The sequence below is a fragment of the Streptococcus sp. HMSC064H09 genome, from assembly GCF_001812625.1.
GTDB lineage: Bacteria > Bacillota > Bacilli > Lactobacillales > Streptococcaceae > Streptococcus.
Genome location: NZ_KV809556.1, coordinates 179,330 through 198,542, shown reverse-complemented (window position 1 = coordinate 198,542; position 19,213 = coordinate 179,330). Strand labels below are relative to the sequence as shown.

Sequence of the window (19,213 nt, the reverse complement as noted above, 5' to 3'; positions counted from 1 at the left end):
TTTGACAGCCTTCATAAGGATTTCAATTCCTTATGTTTATATTGTACAACATTGGTCAGTATTAGTCAATATCTTTTTTGACTTTTTTTGACCTTTGTTGTAAATATTTTTGCAGGCAAGCTATAATTACCTTTTTACAAGGATTTAGGCTAGTCCTGCAATCTCATAAGGAAGCTATTCCTTATGAGATTATAATACACCATTAGTCAGTAAAGGTCAATAGTTTTATTTGATCTTTTTTGACCTTTTTGAAAATAATTTACGGAAAGTAAAAAAAAGCCTACCAAAGATAGACCTAATAATGATCTTTAAAAGAGAGAAAGGCGACACTCTTACCATCAATCATATAAATCAAACGATTTTCAGCATCAATTCGTCGAGACCAAGCTCCTTGAAAGTCATACTTCAAGGGTTCTGGTTTCCCAATACCTGAAAAAGGATCCCGTTGAATGTCTTTAATCAGCTTATTGATTCGCTTAAGTGTCTTCCTATCCTGATTTTGCCAATAACAATAATCCATCCATGCATCTTCAGTGAAAGTGAGTAACATTTTCTACTCCTTTAGTGCATGCTCTTGAGTCTCTCCAGCACGTACCTGAGCCATTCCTCTTAAAACCTTGTCTGATAGTTCTTTATTTTTAACAATACGCAATGTTTCTTGAATGCTATCCCACTCACTCTTTGAGACCACTACAATATCTTCATCAGGATTTTTATTGACTACAGCTAGAGGTTCAAATTCATCATTAACCTTTTTCATATAATCCTTCAAATGATTTCGAAACGTTGAATAGACGACTGCTTCCATTAGCATACCTCAATTTCCTCTTTTCTTTTATTATATACCAAAAGTATAAACTTGTACAAGTTCCTGACAAGTTTATCCTTTCTACAATATTTATTCGAAAAAAGATTTAAAAAGCCTACCAGAGGTAGACCTTCTATAAAACTATTTTACTCTATGCGGTATTCGTCCAAAGTTTTGTTGAAAAAGCTCGGGGTTGCCTAATTGATAAACATTATCTGCTTGCTGTGTAAGCATATCCCAAGGTTCCCTTCCAATCCGAGCCACTATATCCACAGTCTTTTTCACAGATTTGAGATGAGACTGCCCTTTTTGAGAAAATCCAAGGACATGAACAGCCTGGGGTAAAGGATTGTCCACAGCTCCGACCAGGATATAGGTCAAAATACGACGTACCCGTGCTTTTGTATAGCGTTTGGTCGCCACCTTATCCACTAGTTCCTCCACAGAAGAAACCTCACGAATAGCAGCTTTTAAACGACTGGCAATCTCTTCATTCACCTGGAAAACACTAGTCAAATCAGGGTTTGTAAGAATCTGATAAACCAACAATTGGAAATAATTATCCCAAGAAACCTGTGGAGAAGTCTGAAAAAGTTTACTATTGGGCATGAACTTATCCACAAAATCACTATCTTGCTTGTGGAGACGTAGACTGGTCGCTGAGGCGAAAGATACTTCCTTATTTGAGGAATGATAGCCGGCTCCTTGTCTCTGGATAGGATTCAACTTAATGCCCTTACCAGCACAAGCTTTGGCATAGGCTAAGCCTAGGATATGATTGGGTGTATTGCCAGTAAAGGCTACACCAGCAAACTTTTCCCACATTTTTTGTGTCTTTTGTGGATAAGATAGGTCACTCGGTAAGTTTTCCACAAAGGCTTCCATGTCCTCAGACTTTTCAGCATAGACATCCGCTATAGACTGATAGTCTAGGACTTCTTCCGTTCCAAAAGTAAGGCTATCAATCCCCAGTCGGGATAAGATATCGACGGCCCCAGCAGCAAAATAATCGGCAGACTGGACTGACGTCAAGAAAGGCAACTCAACCACAAGGTCTGCCCCATTTTCCAAAGCCATCTGAGTCCTAGTCCACTTATCCACAATAGCTGGCTCACCTCTCTGGACAAAATTCCCGGACATGGCAACGATTTTTACGCCTTCAGCCTGATCCAAGAGATACTTGTGACCGTTATGAAAAGGATTGAACTCAGCAATAATACCTGTAACTGTCATAGGCTCTTACTTTTGGGCCACAAAGAACCAACGTGCACTAGTTTCTGTCGGTTCCTTATCCTCAAAATCGGCGTAAAGCTTGAAGGATTTGAAGCCAGCCTGCTCCAGCAAGATATCATAAGTCAAGACCTCATAGGTGCGTTCCTCATGCACCTCATCATGACGGCTAAAGCTTCCATCTTCCTCTTGGACAAAGAAAGTTAATTCATGGACAATAGAATGCGGAGCCGCATCCTCATAGGTATCCCAGAGCATAGCAAAGTCTTCTGCATTTTCATGGTAGGAATAGCCAGGGAAAACCTCATCCGTCTGATAGGTTGAGTGCACATCAAAGATAAAGACGCCATCTTCATTCAGTGCATTATAAACCTCTTTGAAGACATCCCCAACCTCTACTTCGTCCTGCATATAGCAGATAGAATCTGAGTAACAAGTCACAAAGTCGTACTTACCAGCTTGCGATAAATTCAACATGTTGCCTTCAATAAAGTCAATTTTCTGTTTGGCGGAAGCCGCACGCTTCTCCGCAATCTTCAACATATCAGCACTCAAATCGAGTCCAGTTACATCAAAACCAGCTTGAGAAAAACGTACAGATTGAATCCCAGTTCCACAAGCCAATTCAAGCAATTTCTTTTTATCCTTAGTCTTTGGCAAATGACGAAGCGAAAAATCCGTCCACAAATCGTAAAGACTATCATCCATAACAGCGTCATAGACCGCCGCAAAAGTTTCATAAGTAGCCATAAATCAAGATACAAAGAGCGTCAAAAGCAAAGAAAAAATAGGAAACTTTCTGCCGTATCGCTAGATACAAAGAAAGTTTATCTTTTTCTCACAGCTTTTAGCTCGTGTTCAGTTGACAAACCAACCAAACACAAGGCTCTATCCTTCCTATTAAATCTTTAGTTTAAGCAACAAAACCCAGTTGTCGCCAACTGAGTTCAGATTTTATGCCAAATAAGCTGACACATCCACCATTGGTGCTTCATGCCAGAGTTTTTCGAGGTTATAGTGTGCACGTTCATCTTCTGTAAAGATGTGAACAACAACATCGTTAAGATCCAAAAGAATCCAACCACCCTTATTGTCACCTTCCATGTGACTAGCATCAAGGCCAGCTTCTTTCACTTTCTCACGGATGTTGTCGGCAATAGCTTCCAACTGACGGCTGTTCATTGCACTCAAAATAACAAAATAATCTGTTAGACTTGTAAGGCCGTACAAATCAAGGGCAACAATGTCTTCAGCTCGCTTTTCATCAGCAGCTTTGACAACCAATTCAAGTAATTCTTCTTTCATTTAATCCTCTTTCATTAAAAAATCGTTTTGTAATCTAAGACATCTGCAAAACGTTCATCCCAAATGTTCTCGTAAAATTCATTAATCGTTTCTGCTGGAATGTCGTCTCCATCAAAGGTTGTAACAGTACCTTCGGGAACAACTAGCTTGTAGCCATGTTCGAAAGCAACTTTAACGGATGTATCAACACAATACTCCGTCTGCATACCGCATAAGACTAGTTTCTCAATTCCTTGTTGATCCAAGTATTCCTTTAATCCAGTCTCTTTAAACATGCTATTGTATCGCTTCTGAAAAACCTTTTCATCAGACTGTCTCTTTAATAATGGCGATAATTTCCAATCTTCCGAGGCTAGAGCCTCTTCCGTTTCAATATGCTGAATATAGATAATTTCAATCTGCTGTTTTCTAGCCTGATCTTGTAAATAAGAGATTTTCTCTAACAGCTTTTGTGTTTCAAAACCTGTTTCTACTAAGATATTTTGTACATCAATAATAATAAAAGCTGTTTGCACTTACTAATCCTCTTTCAAGCAATGCACAAAAGCATTATAGGTTTCTAAGGTTTGTGGGAAAATCGGTAGAGCTTGGTGGGCCAAGTGTTCTACCGTATGGACTGTTTCAAAAGCAACGACCTTATCCAAGGATTGCTCAGCTACTTGTCTAGCTTCCTCTACCAAAGGGAAATTACGGTTATGCTCAATATAATCAGCCACATAGACAATCTTATCTAGGGTTGACATTTCATGGCTTCCGACGGTATGGATCTCAATACTGCGTAGAATCTCAGAATCAGTCAAACCCAAATCTTCTTGGATTTTGTAAATCCCAACCATGCCATGCCAGACATTGTTTCCCCATTTTTTCAATTCAGGATCAAGCTTATATTTATCGATAAGCTCCAAGAATTCCTGATTTGGAAGTTCCTTGGCATAATCATGAAGGAGGCCAGCCAAACCAGCTTTTTCAGTATCGTAACCATACTTTTCAGCAAGAGCAACAGCAGCTCGTTCAACACCCAAAACATGATTGAAGCGTTTAGGACTCATGACCGCTCGAACTTTTTCAAGGAGTTCTTCACGAGAATAGTCTAGATATTTTTCATAGGTCATTTATAGAGCCCCGCTTTCTTGATGTAGGCAAGTACAGACTGGGGCACCATAAAGTTAGGTGTACGATCCTTCTTAATGTAGGCCCTGACTGCACTCGAACTAATATCCATAAGGGGCACATCCACCCAAATAACTGGGTAAGAGGTTCCAGCCTTATACTTAGGACGCTGAACACCAACAAATTGGACCATCTCGATTAGCTCATCAATACGATGCCATTTTGGTAGGTATTCGACCATATCCGCTCCAATAATAAAGTAATAATCCGTATCAGGATTGGCTTCTGTCAAAAGCTTCATGGTGTCATAGGTATAGCTGATTCCCTTACGTTCCAACTCGATGGTCTCAATATCCAAACCTTCAATGCCGTTAATAGCCAACATGAGCATATTTAGGCGATGTTGTTCATCAATAGTCTCTTTTTTATCGACATGAGGTGGCTCAAACTCAGGCATGAGAAGAACTTCGTCAAGACCTAACTGCTGACGCACCTGGTCCGCAACAACCAAGTGAGCATTGTGAACAGGGTTGAAATTTCCACCTAATATTCCCACCTGCTTACGGCCAGTATCTTTGATTTCTTCTTCTAGTTGAACCTTTGTAAATGGGGTTACGAGATCCAGTGCCATGTACGCCTCCTCTTTTTCAAGCATTATACAACTGACTTAAGGCTAGCTGATGCTTCAAAAGTGTTCCTATACCTTAGTTTATCCTTCACCAAGCAAAGTCGGCAACTATTTTTGAATAGCTTTGACCTTTGGTGACAACTTACGATTTTCTTTTTTAGCTGACTCTTTATAGAGAATCAAGATACGTCCAATCTTAAGAACTGTATCACAGCCAATTTCTTCTTCCAAGATTTCAGCAACCTCATGAATATCTTCCATAGTGTTTTGGAGTAGGGTTACTTTGATCAATTCACGGGCATCAAGGGCGTTGCGAACGCTAGTTTTGATATGGTCGTTAAGACCGTTTTTCCCGATTTGTACAATAGGTTTAAGTGTGTGTGCTTCCGATTTGAGGAAGGCACGTTGTTTTGATGTTAATGACATGTTTATTCCTTTTAACTACTTAATTAATTTTAAATAATCGCTTTTCGTACGACAACGCCAACACCTTCTGGTGCCCAAGCAGCAACGATGGTTGGTTGGTCAGCTTTTCCTTGGACACGGATCCATCCTAATCCTGAGAAGACAATGTCTGTCTTATCTTTAACAGTAAATTCATGACGAACAAGTTTTGGAAAATCAGCCAATTCCTTTGGCCCAGGAGGCATGAGGAGACTTCCAACATGCTTATCATAGAAGGCATCTGCGCCTTCTAGTTTGGTACGATGAAGCTTTAGATTATTGTCAAAGAAGGCTGTAAATCCTTGTTTATCACCATCAATAAAGTCAAAGCGTCCAAGACCGCCTAGGAATAGGCTTTGGCCTGCATTTAACTGGTAAGTTTTTGGCTTAATTTCCTTCTTAGGACTAACGTACTTGAGATCCTTCGCTGACAGATAGTGCGCCATCTGGTGTCGGTGAATAATTCCTGGTGTATCAAAAATATAGCTACCGTCATCCAATGGGATTTCAATCTTATCAAGGGTCGTTCCAGGGAAACGAGAGGTTGTGATAACATCTTTATCACCAGTAATTTCTTTGATAATGGCATTGATTAAGGTTGATTTACCAACATTCGTCACACCAACAACATAGACATCACGACCCTTACGGAGTTTTTCAATACGTTGAATTAGCTCTTTAATGGCGTGGTGGTTTTGGGCAGACGTCAACATGACATCCACAGGACGCATACCTTCTTCATGGGCACGCTCTGTCAACCATTGGGTTACCTTACCATCTTTAACGGATTTAGGTAGGATATCCTTTTTATTTCCGACCAAGAGCACATCATTCCCAGAAACAAAGCGTGACAAGCCTGGAATGATTGACCCATTAAAATCGAAAATATCAACAACATTGACAACGAGGGCGTCACTGTCTCCAACTTCATGAAGCAATTTTAAAAACTCGTCATCTGTAATGTGGACATCCACAATTTCATTGTAATGACGAAGGCGGAAACAACGTTGACAGTACAACTCACCTGTTTCTTCAGCTTTTTTTATAGAGCTAGCGGGTGTGTAACCAGCCTTTTCTTTATCTTCTGTTTGAATTTGGGCTCCACACCCAATACAAAATAATTCTTCCATTAAATTCCTTTGTTGAAGGTCATTGGACCATATGCTTTTTCAATCTTTTTCCACATGCGACGTTCACGCCAACGGTTAAACTTGGTTACCCAAGCATCTGATTTCACCAAAGGCTTGACCAAAATCGATCGAATTCCGGCTCTGTGGCTAGCTCTGATGTCAGTCATTAGCTGGTCTCCCACCATAACGACCTCGTCTCGATTAAAGTGGTAACGTTCAATCGCTTCATTAATCCCTTTAGTAAAAGGTTTCATGGCACGACTCACGAAATCCACATGGAAATTGGCAACCGCACGTTCAACACGTTCATGTTTGTTGTTAGAGACCACAACCACCGGAATGTCAGCCTCTGTCATTTCATCTAACCAAGCACGTAGCTCAGGAGTCCCATCAGGGTTGTTCCAAGCAATCAAGGTATTATCCAAATCGACCAAGACAGCACGAATACCGTGTTCACGTAGCTGGTCAGGTTTCAAATCATAAACAGCCTCCACCATAAAATGGGGCCTGTAATCGTCTATACTCATTTTCTCTCCAAAATGTTAGTTTACCTCTTATTTTACCATATTTTTAAGGTTTATGTGTGGGACTTAAGTCCTATTTTTTAAGAACATCCTTTACAGAACAATAAAGAAAAGAGCCACAATCACTCAGGCTCCATTCTTATCTTTGAATTTTTTCTTGTTTTTTAAGGGCTACTAAATCCTTAAGTGAAATGAGGATGACAGCAAGAACAATTAAAATCATTCCAAGCACATCAATGGCAAAGAAGTGGTCACCCATGATTAAGACCGTTAAAATGACCGATGCCACTGGTTCTACCGATGCCAGAAGACTTCCTTTTACAGCGCCAACCATGGTTGTTCCCTTGAGGAAAACTGTATAAGCAAAAACTGTCCCGATGAAGACCAACCCAAAGAGTGCTAAAAGATTGCCACCAGTCAAGGGGAACTCATACTTCCAGGCTTGGATAGCAATTGGAAAGATCAGACCACCGAGTAACATTCCTAGACCGATGACAATCAGACTGCCCCACTTTTCAATAGCTTTAGCAGGCAGTAAGATATAGAGTGCATAGGTTACTGCCGAGAAGAGGCCCCAGAACAAGCCAATAGGTGTGATAGCCAACTCTGTCACCTGACCATGCGTGGCGATAATAAAGGTTCCCGCAATAGCCATGATAATCGCCACTAACTCTGAGACCGTTGGAAATCTGCGGTTCTTTGCACACACAAAAGCCAGAATAAGGACTGGCGTGACATACTGTAAGACTGTCGCAGTTCCAGCGTTGGTGTACTGAATAGCACTGAGATAGGCATACTGATTCAAGACCAGACCAAAGAGAGCAAATAAGGCGATACTTACTAAGGTTTTCCTATCTTTAATGGCTTGTACTAATTTGTCTCGCTGCCTAAAAAAGACCGAAGCCGTTAGTAAAGTACCAGCCAGAATCAAACGTAAACTCGTCAAAAGATTGACATTAACCCCATGAGCCATCAGGTATTGACCAGAAACTCCTGAAATTCCCCAGGCAATCCCAGCAGTTATGACCATCAGACTACCTTTTAATTGTTTAGACATGTGTTTTCCTCGATTATGATAATGCCTATTTATTATAACACAGGGAGTTGCCAGCCAAGCGATAACTTCAGAAAAATTAAACTGTTTTTCTTGAAGAATTTTCTAGCCACCAACCGACAATCCAGCCAAGAACTAAAAGATAATTCTCAAAAGCTCCAACAGCATTAACAGAGTGATGGTATTGAAGATAGCTAAGGAAATGATTGGTTCCAATACCTAGGCCTCCCAGAATCAAAGCAATCAGAACTGCTCTCAGATAAAACCAATCGTACTTTAGGTTAACGGCAAGGAGGATGACCAGAACCGCCACATTCCAAATACCAATCTCCCTCTGCCATCCAACTGAAATACCGTAACCCGAATGACTTCCCATATAGGTGGGAAAGAATAGCTGAAAAATAATGGCACCAGTCATGGCGATGATGACTAGGATAAATAAGACTCTTAAGAATTTGTTCATTGCTTTGCTCCTGTTTAAAATATGCTTAATTGAATATCACTAGTATAACAAAAAAGACCTCAACCAGAGTTGAGATCTTTAATCAAAAATTAAGCTTCTTGTTCTTCTTTCAACAATTTCTTATCGTAAACACGGATGAATGGGAAGTAAACAAGGAAGGCAGCAACTGCACAGACAAGAGCAACTAGGACAGCACGGAGATCTGCAGTTCCTAAGAAAGCTCCGATTCCCACTGGGGTTGGCCATGGAACCTGTGCAATAACAGGATTAATCAAATGCAATGCATTAACAAAGTAGTAAATAGTAGCTGTAACCATTGGCGCCAAGATAAATGGAATTGCTAATGCTGGATTATAGATAATTGGCAAACCAAAAATCAAAGGTTCATTAATGTTGAACAATGCTGGAACAACTGAGGCACGTCCAATCGCTTTTAGTTGCTCTGACTTGGCAGCAAAAGCAATGTAGAGACACAAACCGAGAGTTGCACCTGATCCACCAGCGATAACAAACATGTTAGAAAATTCACCAGCTACAGCATAGTGTCCACCAGCAGCATTTTCTGCCATGTTAGCAAGTGCGATAGGATTAACGAAAGCAAAGATAATGTTAGCTCCATGAATCCCTACAATCCAGAGAAGCTGAGTTAAAAGATAAATAATCATCAATCCAATCCATGAGTTAGTTAGGTTAGCAACAAACCCAAATGGAATAGCAATAACTTTAAAGATGTCAGTTCCCAGCGCTACGAGTGCACCATTAATAAAGATAACTACAAATGCAACGACGAATCCTGGAATCAAGGCTGTAAATCCACGTGAAACTCCTTCTGGAACAGCTTCAGGCATTTTAATAACCCAATTACGTTTTACACATGTACGATAAATAAGGACTGTCACAATAGCCATGATAATAGCTGTGAAAATACCAGTAGTACCAAAGCGAGTAACTCCATTACCCATTGCCCAACCGTCAACAACGACTGCACCTTCTTTTAGGCTACCTACAGCCTTCATCATCCCACCGTCAAAAATGATTTGTGGAACTGTCATAATGAAAGCCATGAGCGCAAGAAGAGCACCGTTAAGAGGATTCATATTTAGTTCTTCTTCTTCTGCATAGATTTTGGTTAACTCATAAGCAAGTGAGAGAACAAAGTAAAGTGAGAGAGAACCCATAGTAGCATAGTTAGCAACCATGTATAGAGAAGTAAACTTATCAAATGAAGCTGAGAAAATATCAGCTACAATTGGCCAGAATGAGAAGGCTTGTGGCAAAATACTAAATACCAAGAACATTGAGCCAACAATAGTAAATGGTACAGCTGCCATACCTGCTGCCGTGATTGCACGTACAACTTTAAACTGAGCAAGTTTCCCCATTGGTCCCATGACATGATTTTCAAGGAAACCAAATAATCCGTTTTGTTGATCCATAATCGGACCTCCTTAATAATAATTATAAATTTATTTCAATAGTTATCCTTTTGCAAGGTGCTATAAGGTCACAGAACTCTTTTCTAACTGGATAAAGCGTTGATAAGCCTTATCTTTACGTTCATATATTTCTTGAATTCTTTTAAGATTTAACAAGCATAGGCCAAAACCTAGTAAAAGAATAACGAAAACGAAGAAACGTGCAGCTTGATTATTTTCAAAAATTGGGAAAAGAGTTGTGAACAAACTCGTCCAAGTTAGAACAAGTAGTCCCATCTGAATAACTGCCTGTGAGCGAATAAACATCTGAGTCACCTTCAAACGTTCATCACGCTTGCCATACAATCGAAACTGCTCAACAGTAGCCAAAATCGCTAATACAATTAATGTAATAGGGAGAACAATAACAAAAGAAGGACGAATAAATTGATTCAAAAGCCAATAAATATTGCCAAAAAAGAAGAGTGCTATTGTATAACGTAGAAGAAGGTAGCGATTAAAGAAAGTATTTTTTAATGCTGTCTCCCGACGTTGACGCTCGATTTCTAGTTGTTCTTTTTTTGTCATTGTCTTCCTCCTTGTTTAACTATATATGCTTAGCCAACCTTTCTATGAAGAACCAGCATTTCTTTTGCCACTTCCAATAGAGTCATTGTAGTCATTAAATGGTCTTGAGCATGGACCATAATAATTTCAATCTTGATTTCCACACCACTTGCATAGTCTTGCAAAAGTTTTGTTTGTGCATGGTGTGCTTCTAAAATTTCTTCATTTGAATGGTCTAACTTAGCTTCCGCTTCGTCAAAACGTCCTTCTCGCATATCAGCAAACGCTTCATGAATTTCTGTTCTAGCAGTGCCTGAATGAAGAATAATTTCAAAGGCTGCAACCTGTAGTTCTTCTTGATTCATATGAACCTCCTATGTTATTTTTTCAAAAATTGTAATAAAATCTTCAAAATCCTTGCAATTGATTAATTGCTTTTGTAAGTCATCATTTTCTGTTAAGGAAACTATTTTCTTCGTCACATCCTTCAACCCATCATTACCATATAATGATGGTGATAAAAGAAAAACAAGTTGAATATGTGAACTTTGATTATCCCAAGATATAGGTTCTTGACAGATAGCAACTGAGACTTTAACTTCTTTCCCCAATGGTCTAATGGGATGTGGAACTGCAACTCTTTGGGAAAAGACGACAGAACTTAAGTCCTCACGCTGTTTAATTTCGTAAAGTAAAGATTGTTTGAAATCATCTGATTCACCGACAGATAGACCTTCAGCCATTTCTTCCAATAGTCGTGTTTTATCGCATTTCGTCCATACAAAGAAGTTATCTTGACTAAAGTATTGTTTAAAATTATCGTCTTTAATCCGAGCTACTTCTGAACGATTTCCAATTCTCGAAACTTGCATCTGGTCCATAGCCTGACGGATCTGAGATATTTCTTCGGTTTTAAGAAAAACACTCACTGTAAAAACTGGTATCTGAAAGTAAAGGTTTGATAAATCAACAGCCGATACAATAAAATCAATACCGTCTATTTTTTCTTGGTTCAACTCATAGTAACCTATGACATCAACCACCTCTATACGATTCCCAAGCTCAGATTCAAGACGATTTTTAAGCATTTGAGCAGCTCCAAATCCTGTCGCACAAATCGCCAATACTGAAAATTTATGGTTTTCTTTTCGACGTTCGATAGCAGCCAAGAAATGAAGACAGACATAAACTATTTCATCGTCAGATATAGTAGCCTGTGAAAAAGCTTCCATATTTGCAAGAATTTCCTTGGTCATGAAGAATACATCACTATAATTCTGTTTAACCTCATCTACCAATGGATTACTAAGATTAATATGACTGGCTAAACGTACCTGTAAGGTCATCAAATGAGTTATAAGGCTCTCAATAAGCTGAAAATCCGAAGAAAAGTGATATATATCATCTAACCCTAAGGTTTTAAAGCTTTGGACCACCGAGTCTCTCAGTGCCTCTTTAGAAAACTCTGTTTGATTGTTTTGGGGTAACTGACTTTTAGCTAACAGATGTAGGGTAATATAATCAATCTCTTGAACTGGAAATTCCTGATTGGTTACACTACTGACTCTTGAAAGAATCCTCTTAGCAACCTGGCGTTCAATGTCATTGTCTACCATCTGACAGTCTAAGTTACTAATTTCAAAACCAGACTTGATACGACCTATTGCTAATGCTATATGAACAACTAAATTTTGTAAGACAAAATCCGATAACTTCAGATTAGCTTCCTGACATTCTTCTAAAACAATCTTTGCCAACTCCTCTAATGGAAGATTTTGGTCAAAAAAATTTGACTTCACATAAGTATGCAATGCTTTAAAAAACTGATTTTCCAAGAAATAACTCATAATAAAGCGACGTTTGTCACGTTCTTCACCAGAAACATAGACACCTTTATTTGCTCTACTCTCTATAGTTAAGCTATAGTCAGCTAGCATCTGGCGAATCTTTTTAAAATCATTAGATAAAGTTGATCGACTAACATATAGCTCCTCAACTAAATCATCAAAAAGAACCGGAACCTGTTCAAACAAGAGCTTATTTAAAATGAAGGCTAGACGATCATCACCTTGAGACATAGACGTTTTTGTACTATAATCGTTGCCTAATTCATAGATTAGACGAAAGGTTTGGCAAACTTCTTGACTTTCAAAAATTAGTCGATAGCCTTGTCCTTGTTTTGACACTAACCTAACACCTTGGAGATTTAAGGTTTGATCAATTGATTTCAAGTGATTACGTACAGTTCTATCCGAACAGGACAAGTATTCAGCAAGTTCCTTACTTGTAACATAACGTTCCCTGTGCTTTAACAAGAATTGAAGGATGCCTTTTTCTCTAGTATTTGACACTCTCATATCCTCCTAAAAATGATATTCTCACCTTCCATTATAGGATATTTTCACACCTTAAATTCTTTTTATTGAGCATAAGTCATATTATGAATCATTTATAATTTAGTTAATAGATAATATTAATCAAACCTTGTTATTAACATTATTTCTTTATCAAAGATTAGATGTTTTCTACAATTAAATTAGCCATTTTTTCAATTCCCATTGGAATTGGAATATAAGCTTGCGGTGGAATTTGAACAACTGGTTTTCCGACTTTAGCACCTGCTTCTTCAAACTGTTTAAAATACATTTTTGTTTGAGGACTTACAAGGTACAAATCAAACTCTGATGCTGCAATAGCTTTTCCGCCTTCAGTAGCACTAATAGCGTCAACCTCTATATCCTGACCTTTTCCCTTTAGAAACTCCGTTGTTTTCTTCGCCATGAGTGATGAAGACATTCCTGCCGCACAAATAATCAACGCTTTTGCCATAAGATTTTCTCCTTTAATCTAATCCCATCAAATTGATACCTGATTGGGTTATTTCTTATTTACACTTTAATTATAAAGTAAAGCGCTTACAATTACCATTGCTGATTTTTCCTCAACGATACGGAAAATAATTATTTGTACTTCAATTTATAAATCAAAATAATACCAGATAGCAAGAACGAAACACTATTAGCCAAAATCAAAGGTAAGTCACCAATATGAAGGCCATGGGCAAGCCACAAAGCAATACCAATAACCTGCATAACATACATCCCTAAGGCAATTGATTCAGTATCTTTTGTTTTTACCACACGCACAACTTGTGGTAAAAAGGCAAATGTTGTTAAAATTGCTGCAATGCTACCAATCATATTTATTCTCCTATGTTTACTAAAGAAGCTGGGAATACGCCCAGCTTCTTAATTTTATTCTACCGTTGCACCATTAGATGCAATAACTTCTTTATACCAATTAAATGATTTCTTCGGTGATCGTTCATAACTTCCCTGTCCATCATCATCTTTATCCACATAGATAAATCCGTAACGTTTCCTCATCTCACCGGTACCGGCTGAAACCAGGTCAATACAGCCCCAAGGTGTATAGCCCATTAAATCAACGCCATCTTCAACTACAGCTTTTTTCATTTCACGAATATGGGCACCTAGGTAATCAATTCGATAATCATCATGAACCATGCCATCTGCTTCAACTTGGTCTATGGCACCAAAACCATTTTCAACAATAAAAAGTGGTAGATGATAGTGATCAGTAAACCAGTTTAATGCATAACGTAAGCCCTCTGGGTCAATTTGCCACTCCCACTCAGATGCCTGAACATAATTATTTTTGACCAAATCTTCCGTTTCAAGATAATCGAAATGAGGATTATTCTCACGATGAGAATCGATAGCAAAAGACATATAGTAACTAAATCCAATATAGTCTACTGTTCCTCCAAGTAAATCCTCTTTATCTTGATCTGTAAAATCAACTGAAATTCCTTTACGTTCCCAATACTTGAGAATGTGTTCAGGATATTTACCAAAAACATGTACATCAGTAAAGTAATAACGTTTTTGCATAGCCTTCATGGCCATTAAAATGTCTTTAGGATTACAAGTTGCAGGATAAATAGGACACATCGCAATCATACAACCAATTTGAAAATCTGGATTGATTTCATGGCCAATTTTTACTGCTCGAGCAGAGGCTACTAACTCATAGTGTGCTGCTTGATACATAATAGCTTCTCGGTCGTCACCTTCCTCGTATACAATACCTGAGTTCGTAAATGGTGCAAAATCTTCCTGGTAATTGGCCTGATTATTGATTTCATTGAAGGTCATCCAGTATTTAACTTTATCTTTATAACGTTTGAATACGACTTCTGCAAAGCGAACAAAGAAATCAATCAATTTGCGATTTTTCCACCCACCATATTCTGTAACCAAATGATAAGGCATCTCAAAATGGGATAAAGTAATTACAGGTTCAATTCCATGCTTCAAGCACTCATCAAAAAGATCATCATAAAATTGCAACCCTTCTTCATTGGGCTCTAATTCATCACCCTTTGGGAAAATACGTGTCCAAGCAATTGATGTTCGGAAGCACTTAAATCCCATTTCAGCAAAAAGCGCTATATCACCTTTGTAACGATGGTAAAAATCTATGGCCTCATGGTTTGGATAATATTTACCTTCCAAAACACCTGGTGTAATTTCACGGGCAACTCCATGGCGACCAGCTGTCATGACATCAGCAACACTGATACCCTTACCACCTTCTTGCCATCCACCTTCAAGTTGATGAGCAGCTACAGCACCACCCCACAAAAATCCATCTTTAAAAGTAGTCATCGTTTTTCCTCCTGACTTTGATACTTCTATTATAAACTTCACAAGCGACAATGAAAACGCATTCTTTTTCCATAATACTACGGAAAGTAACAGATTATTTTTTATTTGAAAACGTTTTATAAAAGGAGTATACTATGTCCCATAAGGAGGCAATATTATGAATTTCATACAGTTTTTAATTGCTTTTGCAGGACTTGTTGTTGGAGTTAGTGCTGTTGCTATGCTCTTCTGGTACTTAAGTAAGGCTTTAAAGAAAAACGTCATTGTACGTGACGATAACACCTTTACTATCGTTCATCTTAAGGAGCTAGATCAATACCCTGACTTACTTAAGAATACCGATTTTAAGAAAATGGGAGACTGGACAGCTCATGATAATGGACAGGAATTCCGAGGTACTTCTAATGTCTCTAAAGAAAAACTTCGCCAATGGATTATTGATAAATATCATTTAAAAGCTCATCAAGTTATTGTCACTGTTCCTGAAGAAATGAAGGTTGCTTCAGCTCTTCCTCATTTCTAAAGTCACTTAGTCTTTTTCAAAAACTCCTAACGAGTCGATTCGTAGGAGTTTTTGTATACCCTGCAAAGAAAAAACCAACCTTTCGGCTGGTTGTTTATCTATTACTCTTCTTTCAACTTAGCCAATTCTTGAGCAAGTAGCTTGAGGGCTACTTGTGGGTTGGCTTGGCCTTTGGTTGCTTTCATGAGGAAGCCGGTGAAGGCCTTGTCAGCGTTACGTTTACCTGACTTGAAGTCGGCTACGGCTGCTTCATTGTCTGCAAAGACTTGGTGGATGATTGGGATCAAGACTTCAGGATCTGAAATCTGTACCAAACCAGCTTTTTCAACGTATTCACGCGCACCGCCACCGTTTTTCGCCAAGTGAACGAAGACTTTCTTGGCAATCTTAGATGAAATGGTTCCATCTTCGATGATGGCAATCATTTCGACCAAGTTTTCTGGTGTCAACTTGATTTCTTCAAGCGTTTTGCCTTCTGCGTTCAAGAATTGCGCGACTTCACCTTGGAGCCAGTTAGACACTTGTTTGGCATCTCCACCAAGGGCTACAGCTGCTTCAAAGAAGTCAGAAGTAACTTTCGTCGCTGTCAATTGGTTGGCATCATAGTCAGACAAGCCAAGCTCTGCCACGTAGCGAGCACGACGGTCTTTTGGAAACTCTGGCAACTCTGTGCGCATTTCCTCGATCCACTCATCTGAGATTTCAAACAATGGAAGGTCTGGTTCTGGGAAGTAACGGTAATCCGCTGCTCCTTCTTTGACACGCATAAGAATGGTGCTCTTATTCGCTTCATCATAACGGCGTGTTTCTTGACGAATGACCCCACCTGATCGCAAGATTTTCGCTTGGCGCTGTACTTCGTATTCAAGACCTTTACGGACGTTTGAGAAGGAGTTCAAGTTTTTCAACTCCGTCTTGGTACCGAATTCCTCTTGGCCGTATGGACGAAGGGAAATGTTGGCATCCACCCGCATCGATCCTTCTTCCATCTTGACGTCTGAAATACCAGTGTACTGGATGACTTCTTTCAAAGCTGTCAAATAAGCGTAGGCTTCTTCTGGAGAACGCATATCTGCTTCAGATACGATTTCGATCAATGGGACCCCTTGACGGTTGAGGTCTACATAAGAGAAACCGTCTGTTCCGTGGGTGTTCTTACCGGCATCTTCTTCCAAGTGAGCCCGTTCAATCCCGATTTTCTTAGTTGAGCCGTCTTCCAATTGCACTTCAATCCAACCGTTATATCCGATTGGCTCGTCAAATTGCGAAATTTGATAGGCCTTTGGATTATCAGGGTAAAAATAGTTCTTACGGTCAAAGTGCATGTGCTGGTGGATATCCATATTCAGCGCCAAAGCAGCCTTGATACCAGCATCTACAACACCCTTGTTCAAGACAGGAAGCACCCCTGGGAAAGACCAGTCAATCACATTGGTATTGGCATTTTGCTCATTTCCAAAGTGAGCAGCGGTTGGTGAGAAAATTTTTGAGTTTGTATTCAATTCAACGTGGACTTCAAGTCCGATGACTGTTTCAAAGTTCATTAATTGTCACCTCCGAAAATAAGGGGTTGTTGCTTGTGGTAATCCGTCGTTGCTTCAAAGGCAGCTGCAGCTTGGTAGATGGTTTCTTCAGAATACTTAGGACCAATCAACTGCAAACCAACTGGAAGACCTTGCGCAAAACCTGCAGGAATCGAAATCCCTGGAAGACCTGCCAAGTTGACTGGAATGGTCAAGAGGTCAGCCAAGTACATGGCAACCGGATCATGGTTGAGCGAATCCAAATCAAAGGCTACACTTGGAGCTGTTGGACCAAGGATAAGGTCATAATCCGCAAAGACTTTTTCGAAGTCTTGAATAATAAGGGTACGGACTTGACCAGCTTTCTTGTAGTAAGCATCGTAGTAACCAGATGACAAACTAAAGGTACCAAGCATGATACGGCGTTTGACCTCATCGCCAAAGCCTTGACTACGAGTGTTCACGTAGATATCATCCAAGTTTTTAGCATCTTCTGCACGGAAACCATAGCGAATACCGTCGAAACGTTGCAAGTTTGAAGAAGCTTCAGATGAAGCGATGATGTAGTAAACAGCAACCCCGTATTTAGAGTGTGGAAGGCTAACTTCTTCGACAGTTGCTCCCAATTTTTCAAAGTGTTTAGCCGCATTGAGGATGGTTTCTTTGACTTCTGGGTCAATCCCTTCACCGAGGTATTCCTTAGGAAGGGCAATCTTCATGCCTTTAATGTCTTGACCAATCTTAGAAGTAAAGTCTGCTACACGAACAGGTGCAGAAGTTGAATCCTTGGCATCTTCGCTGGCAATAACATTAAGCAATTGGGCATTTTCCTTAACCGTTGGTGAGAAAGTACCAATTTGGTCAAGTGAGCTACCAAAGGCAATGAGACCAAAACGTGAAACTGTTCCATAAGTAGGTTTGAGACCAACAATCCCGTTAAAAGCAGCCGGTTGACGGATAGAACCACCTGTATCTGAACCAAGGGACAAACGGACTTGCCCTGAAGCTACAGAAGCTGCTGAACCACTAGAAGATCCACCAGGCACCTTGCTGTGGTCCCAAGCGTTTTTAGTCGCGCCATAGTAAGATGTTTCACCAGATCCACCCATGGCAAATTCATCCATGTTGGTCTTCCCGATGACAATCATATCTTTGGCTTTGGCATTGGCAACAGCTGTCGCATCAAAGATTGGCTCGTAGTTATAGAGCATTTTTGAAGCCGCAGTGGTCAAGATGCCATCTGTTGAGATATTGTCTTTGACAGCGAGTGGAATCCCTGACAGGAGGTTGTCTGCATCGATTCCTTTTTCATCAATGGCCTTAGCTTGTGCAAGGGCAGCTTCTTCGGCCACCGTTACAAAGGCATTGACCGCTTCTTCACGCGCCTTGATATCGTCAAGCGTTGCTTGGGTCAATTCCGTTGCCGAAATTTCCTTAGAGACAAGGAGGTCGTGCAACTCTTCAATGGTTTTATTGTTGAATGACATTAGGCATCTCCTCCATCTTCTAGGATAGCTGGTACCTTGATGTAATAGTTATCTTTTTCAGGTACATTTTTAAACAAGCGGTCACGGTCAGTCCCTTTTTCAGCAATATCCGGACGCAATACGGTCTTGCGGTCAGCCATGGTTGTTGTTGGGGCAACACCTGTTGTGTCCACTTCTTCCAACAATTCCACCATGTCGACAATTTTAGACAAGGTTGTCGCAAACTCAGCTGTCTCTTCTGGAGAGAATTTCAATTTTGAAAGATTGGCAACGTGGGTTACCTCTTCTTGCGTAATTTTCATCTTGCTTCC

The 19,213-nt window shown here is 39.7% G+C and carries 24 protein-coding genes; 1 reads left to right on the top strand and 23 read right to left on the bottom strand.

From position 1 onward, the window contains the following. Positions 1-295: 295 nt before the first annotated feature. The 20 genes from HMPREF2867_RS02345 to HMPREF2867_RS02250 all read right to left on the bottom strand — a co-directional run bounded on the left by HMPREF2867_RS02345 (position 296) and on the right by HMPREF2867_RS02250 (position 15,369). Complete coding sequence (locus HMPREF2867_RS02345; protein WP_021143706.1) at positions 296-550, bottom strand: Txe/YoeB family addiction module toxin; 255 nt, start codon at positions 548-550, stop codon at positions 296-298. Between the two features lie 3 nt (positions 551-553). After that, complete coding sequence (locus HMPREF2867_RS02340) at positions 554-808, bottom strand: type II toxin-antitoxin system Phd/YefM family antitoxin (protein ID WP_105257737.1); 255 nt, start codon at positions 806-808, stop codon at positions 554-556. 141 nt (positions 809-949) lie between these two features. Next, complete coding sequence (locus HMPREF2867_RS02335) at positions 950-2,041, bottom strand: nucleotidyltransferase (protein WP_070575465.1); 1,092 nt, start codon at positions 2,039-2,041, stop codon at positions 950-952. A 6-nt stretch (positions 2,042-2,047) separates the two neighbouring features. Beyond that, the gene (locus tag HMPREF2867_RS02330) at positions 2,048-2,788 is read right to left on the bottom strand and encodes a class I SAM-dependent DNA methyltransferase (RefSeq protein WP_004183284.1); all 741 of its coding nucleotides are present in this window, start codon (positions 2,786-2,788) and stop codon (positions 2,048-2,050) included. Between the two features lie 204 nt (positions 2,789-2,992). Further along, positions 2,993-3,343: a ribosome silencing factor gene (rsfS, locus tag HMPREF2867_RS02325; RefSeq protein WP_002891669.1), complete on the bottom strand. Its 351-nt coding sequence runs from the start codon at positions 3,341-3,343 to the stop codon at positions 2,993-2,995. A gap of 14 nt (positions 3,344-3,357) precedes the next feature. Then, positions 3,358-3,858: a cysteine hydrolase family protein gene (locus tag HMPREF2867_RS02320; protein WP_070575463.1), complete on the bottom strand. Its 501-nt coding sequence runs from the start codon at positions 3,856-3,858 to the stop codon at positions 3,358-3,360. 3 nt (positions 3,859-3,861) lie between these two features. Further along, a complete protein-coding gene (gene yqeK, locus HMPREF2867_RS02315; RefSeq protein ID WP_070575460.1) occupies positions 3,862-4,455 on the bottom strand; it encodes a bis(5'-nucleosyl)-tetraphosphatase (symmetrical) YqeK in 594 nt (197 codons plus the stop codon). Then, complete coding sequence (locus HMPREF2867_RS02310; RefSeq protein WP_021143701.1) at positions 4,452-5,084, bottom strand: nicotinate-nucleotide adenylyltransferase; 633 nt, start codon at positions 5,082-5,084, stop codon at positions 4,452-4,454. The genes yqeK and HMPREF2867_RS02310 overlap by 4 nt, the downstream gene beginning before the upstream one ends. 105 nt (positions 5,085-5,189) lie before the next feature. Then, on the bottom strand, positions 5,190-5,507 hold the full coding sequence (gene yhbY / locus HMPREF2867_RS02305) for a ribosome assembly RNA-binding protein YhbY (RefSeq protein WP_002884193.1): 318 nt from the start codon (positions 5,505-5,507) through the stop codon (positions 5,190-5,192). Positions 5,508-5,536: 29 nt separating this feature from the next. Further along, entirely contained in the window at positions 5,537-6,655 is a 1,119-nt protein-coding gene (gene yqeH, locus HMPREF2867_RS02300; protein WP_070575458.1) for a ribosome biogenesis GTPase YqeH, read from the bottom strand. Then, positions 6,655-7,182 (bottom strand): YqeG family HAD IIIA-type phosphatase, encoded by a 528-nt coding sequence (locus HMPREF2867_RS02295; protein WP_003094053.1) that lies wholly within the window; start codon positions 7,180-7,182, stop codon positions 6,655-6,657. The genes yqeH and HMPREF2867_RS02295 overlap by 1 nt, the downstream gene beginning before the upstream one ends. A 136-nt stretch (positions 7,183-7,318) precedes the next feature. Continuing rightward, on the bottom strand, positions 7,319-8,236 hold the full coding sequence (locus HMPREF2867_RS02290) for a DMT family transporter (RefSeq protein ID WP_037611905.1): 918 nt from the start codon (positions 8,234-8,236) through the stop codon (positions 7,319-7,321). A gap of 76 nt (positions 8,237-8,312) precedes the next feature. Further along, positions 8,313-8,696 (bottom strand): hypothetical protein, encoded by a 384-nt coding sequence (locus HMPREF2867_RS02285; RefSeq protein WP_037611907.1) that lies wholly within the window; start codon positions 8,694-8,696, stop codon positions 8,313-8,315. A gap of 89 nt (positions 8,697-8,785) precedes the next feature. Next, a complete protein-coding gene (gene celB, locus HMPREF2867_RS02280; RefSeq protein ID WP_048674742.1) occupies positions 8,786-10,132 on the bottom strand; it encodes a PTS cellobiose transporter subunit IIC in 1,347 nt (448 codons plus the stop codon). 60 nt (positions 10,133-10,192) lie between these two features. After that, on the bottom strand, positions 10,193-10,699 hold the full coding sequence (locus HMPREF2867_RS02275) for a hypothetical protein (protein WP_004183299.1): 507 nt from the start codon (positions 10,697-10,699) through the stop codon (positions 10,193-10,195). Between the two features lie 29 nt (positions 10,700-10,728). Then, a complete protein-coding gene (locus tag HMPREF2867_RS02270; protein WP_003096270.1) occupies positions 10,729-11,043 on the bottom strand; it encodes a PTS cellobiose transporter subunit IIA in 315 nt (104 codons plus the stop codon). A gap of 9 nt (positions 11,044-11,052) precedes the next feature. Continuing rightward, the gene (locus HMPREF2867_RS02265; RefSeq protein ID WP_155123762.1) at positions 11,053-13,035 is read right to left on the bottom strand and encodes a BglG family transcription antiterminator; all 1,983 of its coding nucleotides are present in this window, start codon (positions 13,033-13,035) and stop codon (positions 11,053-11,055) included. Between the two features lie 157 nt (positions 13,036-13,192). Then, positions 13,193-13,507, bottom strand: a complete 315-nt coding sequence (locus HMPREF2867_RS02260) for a PTS cellobiose transporter subunit IIB (protein ID WP_003096262.1) — start codon at positions 13,505-13,507, stop codon at positions 13,193-13,195. A 131-nt stretch (positions 13,508-13,638) separates the two neighbouring features. Next, the gene (locus HMPREF2867_RS02255) at positions 13,639-13,878 is read right to left on the bottom strand and encodes a SemiSWEET transporter (RefSeq protein WP_004183305.1); all 240 of its coding nucleotides are present in this window, start codon (positions 13,876-13,878) and stop codon (positions 13,639-13,641) included. A gap of 54 nt (positions 13,879-13,932) precedes the next feature. Then, positions 13,933-15,369, bottom strand: coding sequence for a 6-phospho-beta-glucosidase (locus HMPREF2867_RS02250; RefSeq protein WP_037599147.1), 1,437 nt, complete (start codon positions 15,367-15,369; stop codon positions 13,933-13,935). A 157-nt stretch (positions 15,370-15,526) separates the two neighbouring features. On the opposite strand from HMPREF2867_RS02250, the gene HMPREF2867_RS02245 reads away from it, so the two are divergent. Then, positions 15,527-15,892: a hypothetical protein gene (locus HMPREF2867_RS02245; RefSeq protein ID WP_037599146.1), complete on the top strand. Its 366-nt coding sequence runs from the start codon at positions 15,527-15,529 to the stop codon at positions 15,890-15,892. A 101-nt stretch (positions 15,893-15,993) separates the two neighbouring features. Here the strand turns inward: HMPREF2867_RS02245 and gatB are convergent, their stop codons facing one another. The 3 genes from gatB to gatC are packed head-to-tail and all read right to left on the bottom strand — an operon-like array spanning position 15,994 to position 19,204. Beyond that, positions 15,994-17,436, bottom strand: a complete 1,443-nt coding sequence (gene gatB / locus HMPREF2867_RS02240; protein ID WP_070575455.1) for an Asp-tRNA(Asn)/Glu-tRNA(Gln) amidotransferase subunit GatB — start codon at positions 17,434-17,436, stop codon at positions 15,994-15,996. Then, positions 17,436-18,902, bottom strand: coding sequence for an Asp-tRNA(Asn)/Glu-tRNA(Gln) amidotransferase subunit GatA (gatA, locus tag HMPREF2867_RS02235; RefSeq protein ID WP_064523870.1), 1,467 nt, complete (start codon positions 18,900-18,902; stop codon positions 17,436-17,438). Before gatA ends, gatB begins: the two co-directional genes overlap by 1 nt. Beyond that, on the bottom strand, positions 18,902-19,204 hold the full coding sequence (gatC, locus tag HMPREF2867_RS02230; RefSeq protein WP_070575453.1) for an Asp-tRNA(Asn)/Glu-tRNA(Gln) amidotransferase subunit GatC: 303 nt from the start codon (positions 19,202-19,204) through the stop codon (positions 18,902-18,904). Before gatC ends, gatA begins: the two co-directional genes overlap by 1 nt. Between the last annotated feature and the right edge of the window lie 9 nt (positions 19,205-19,213).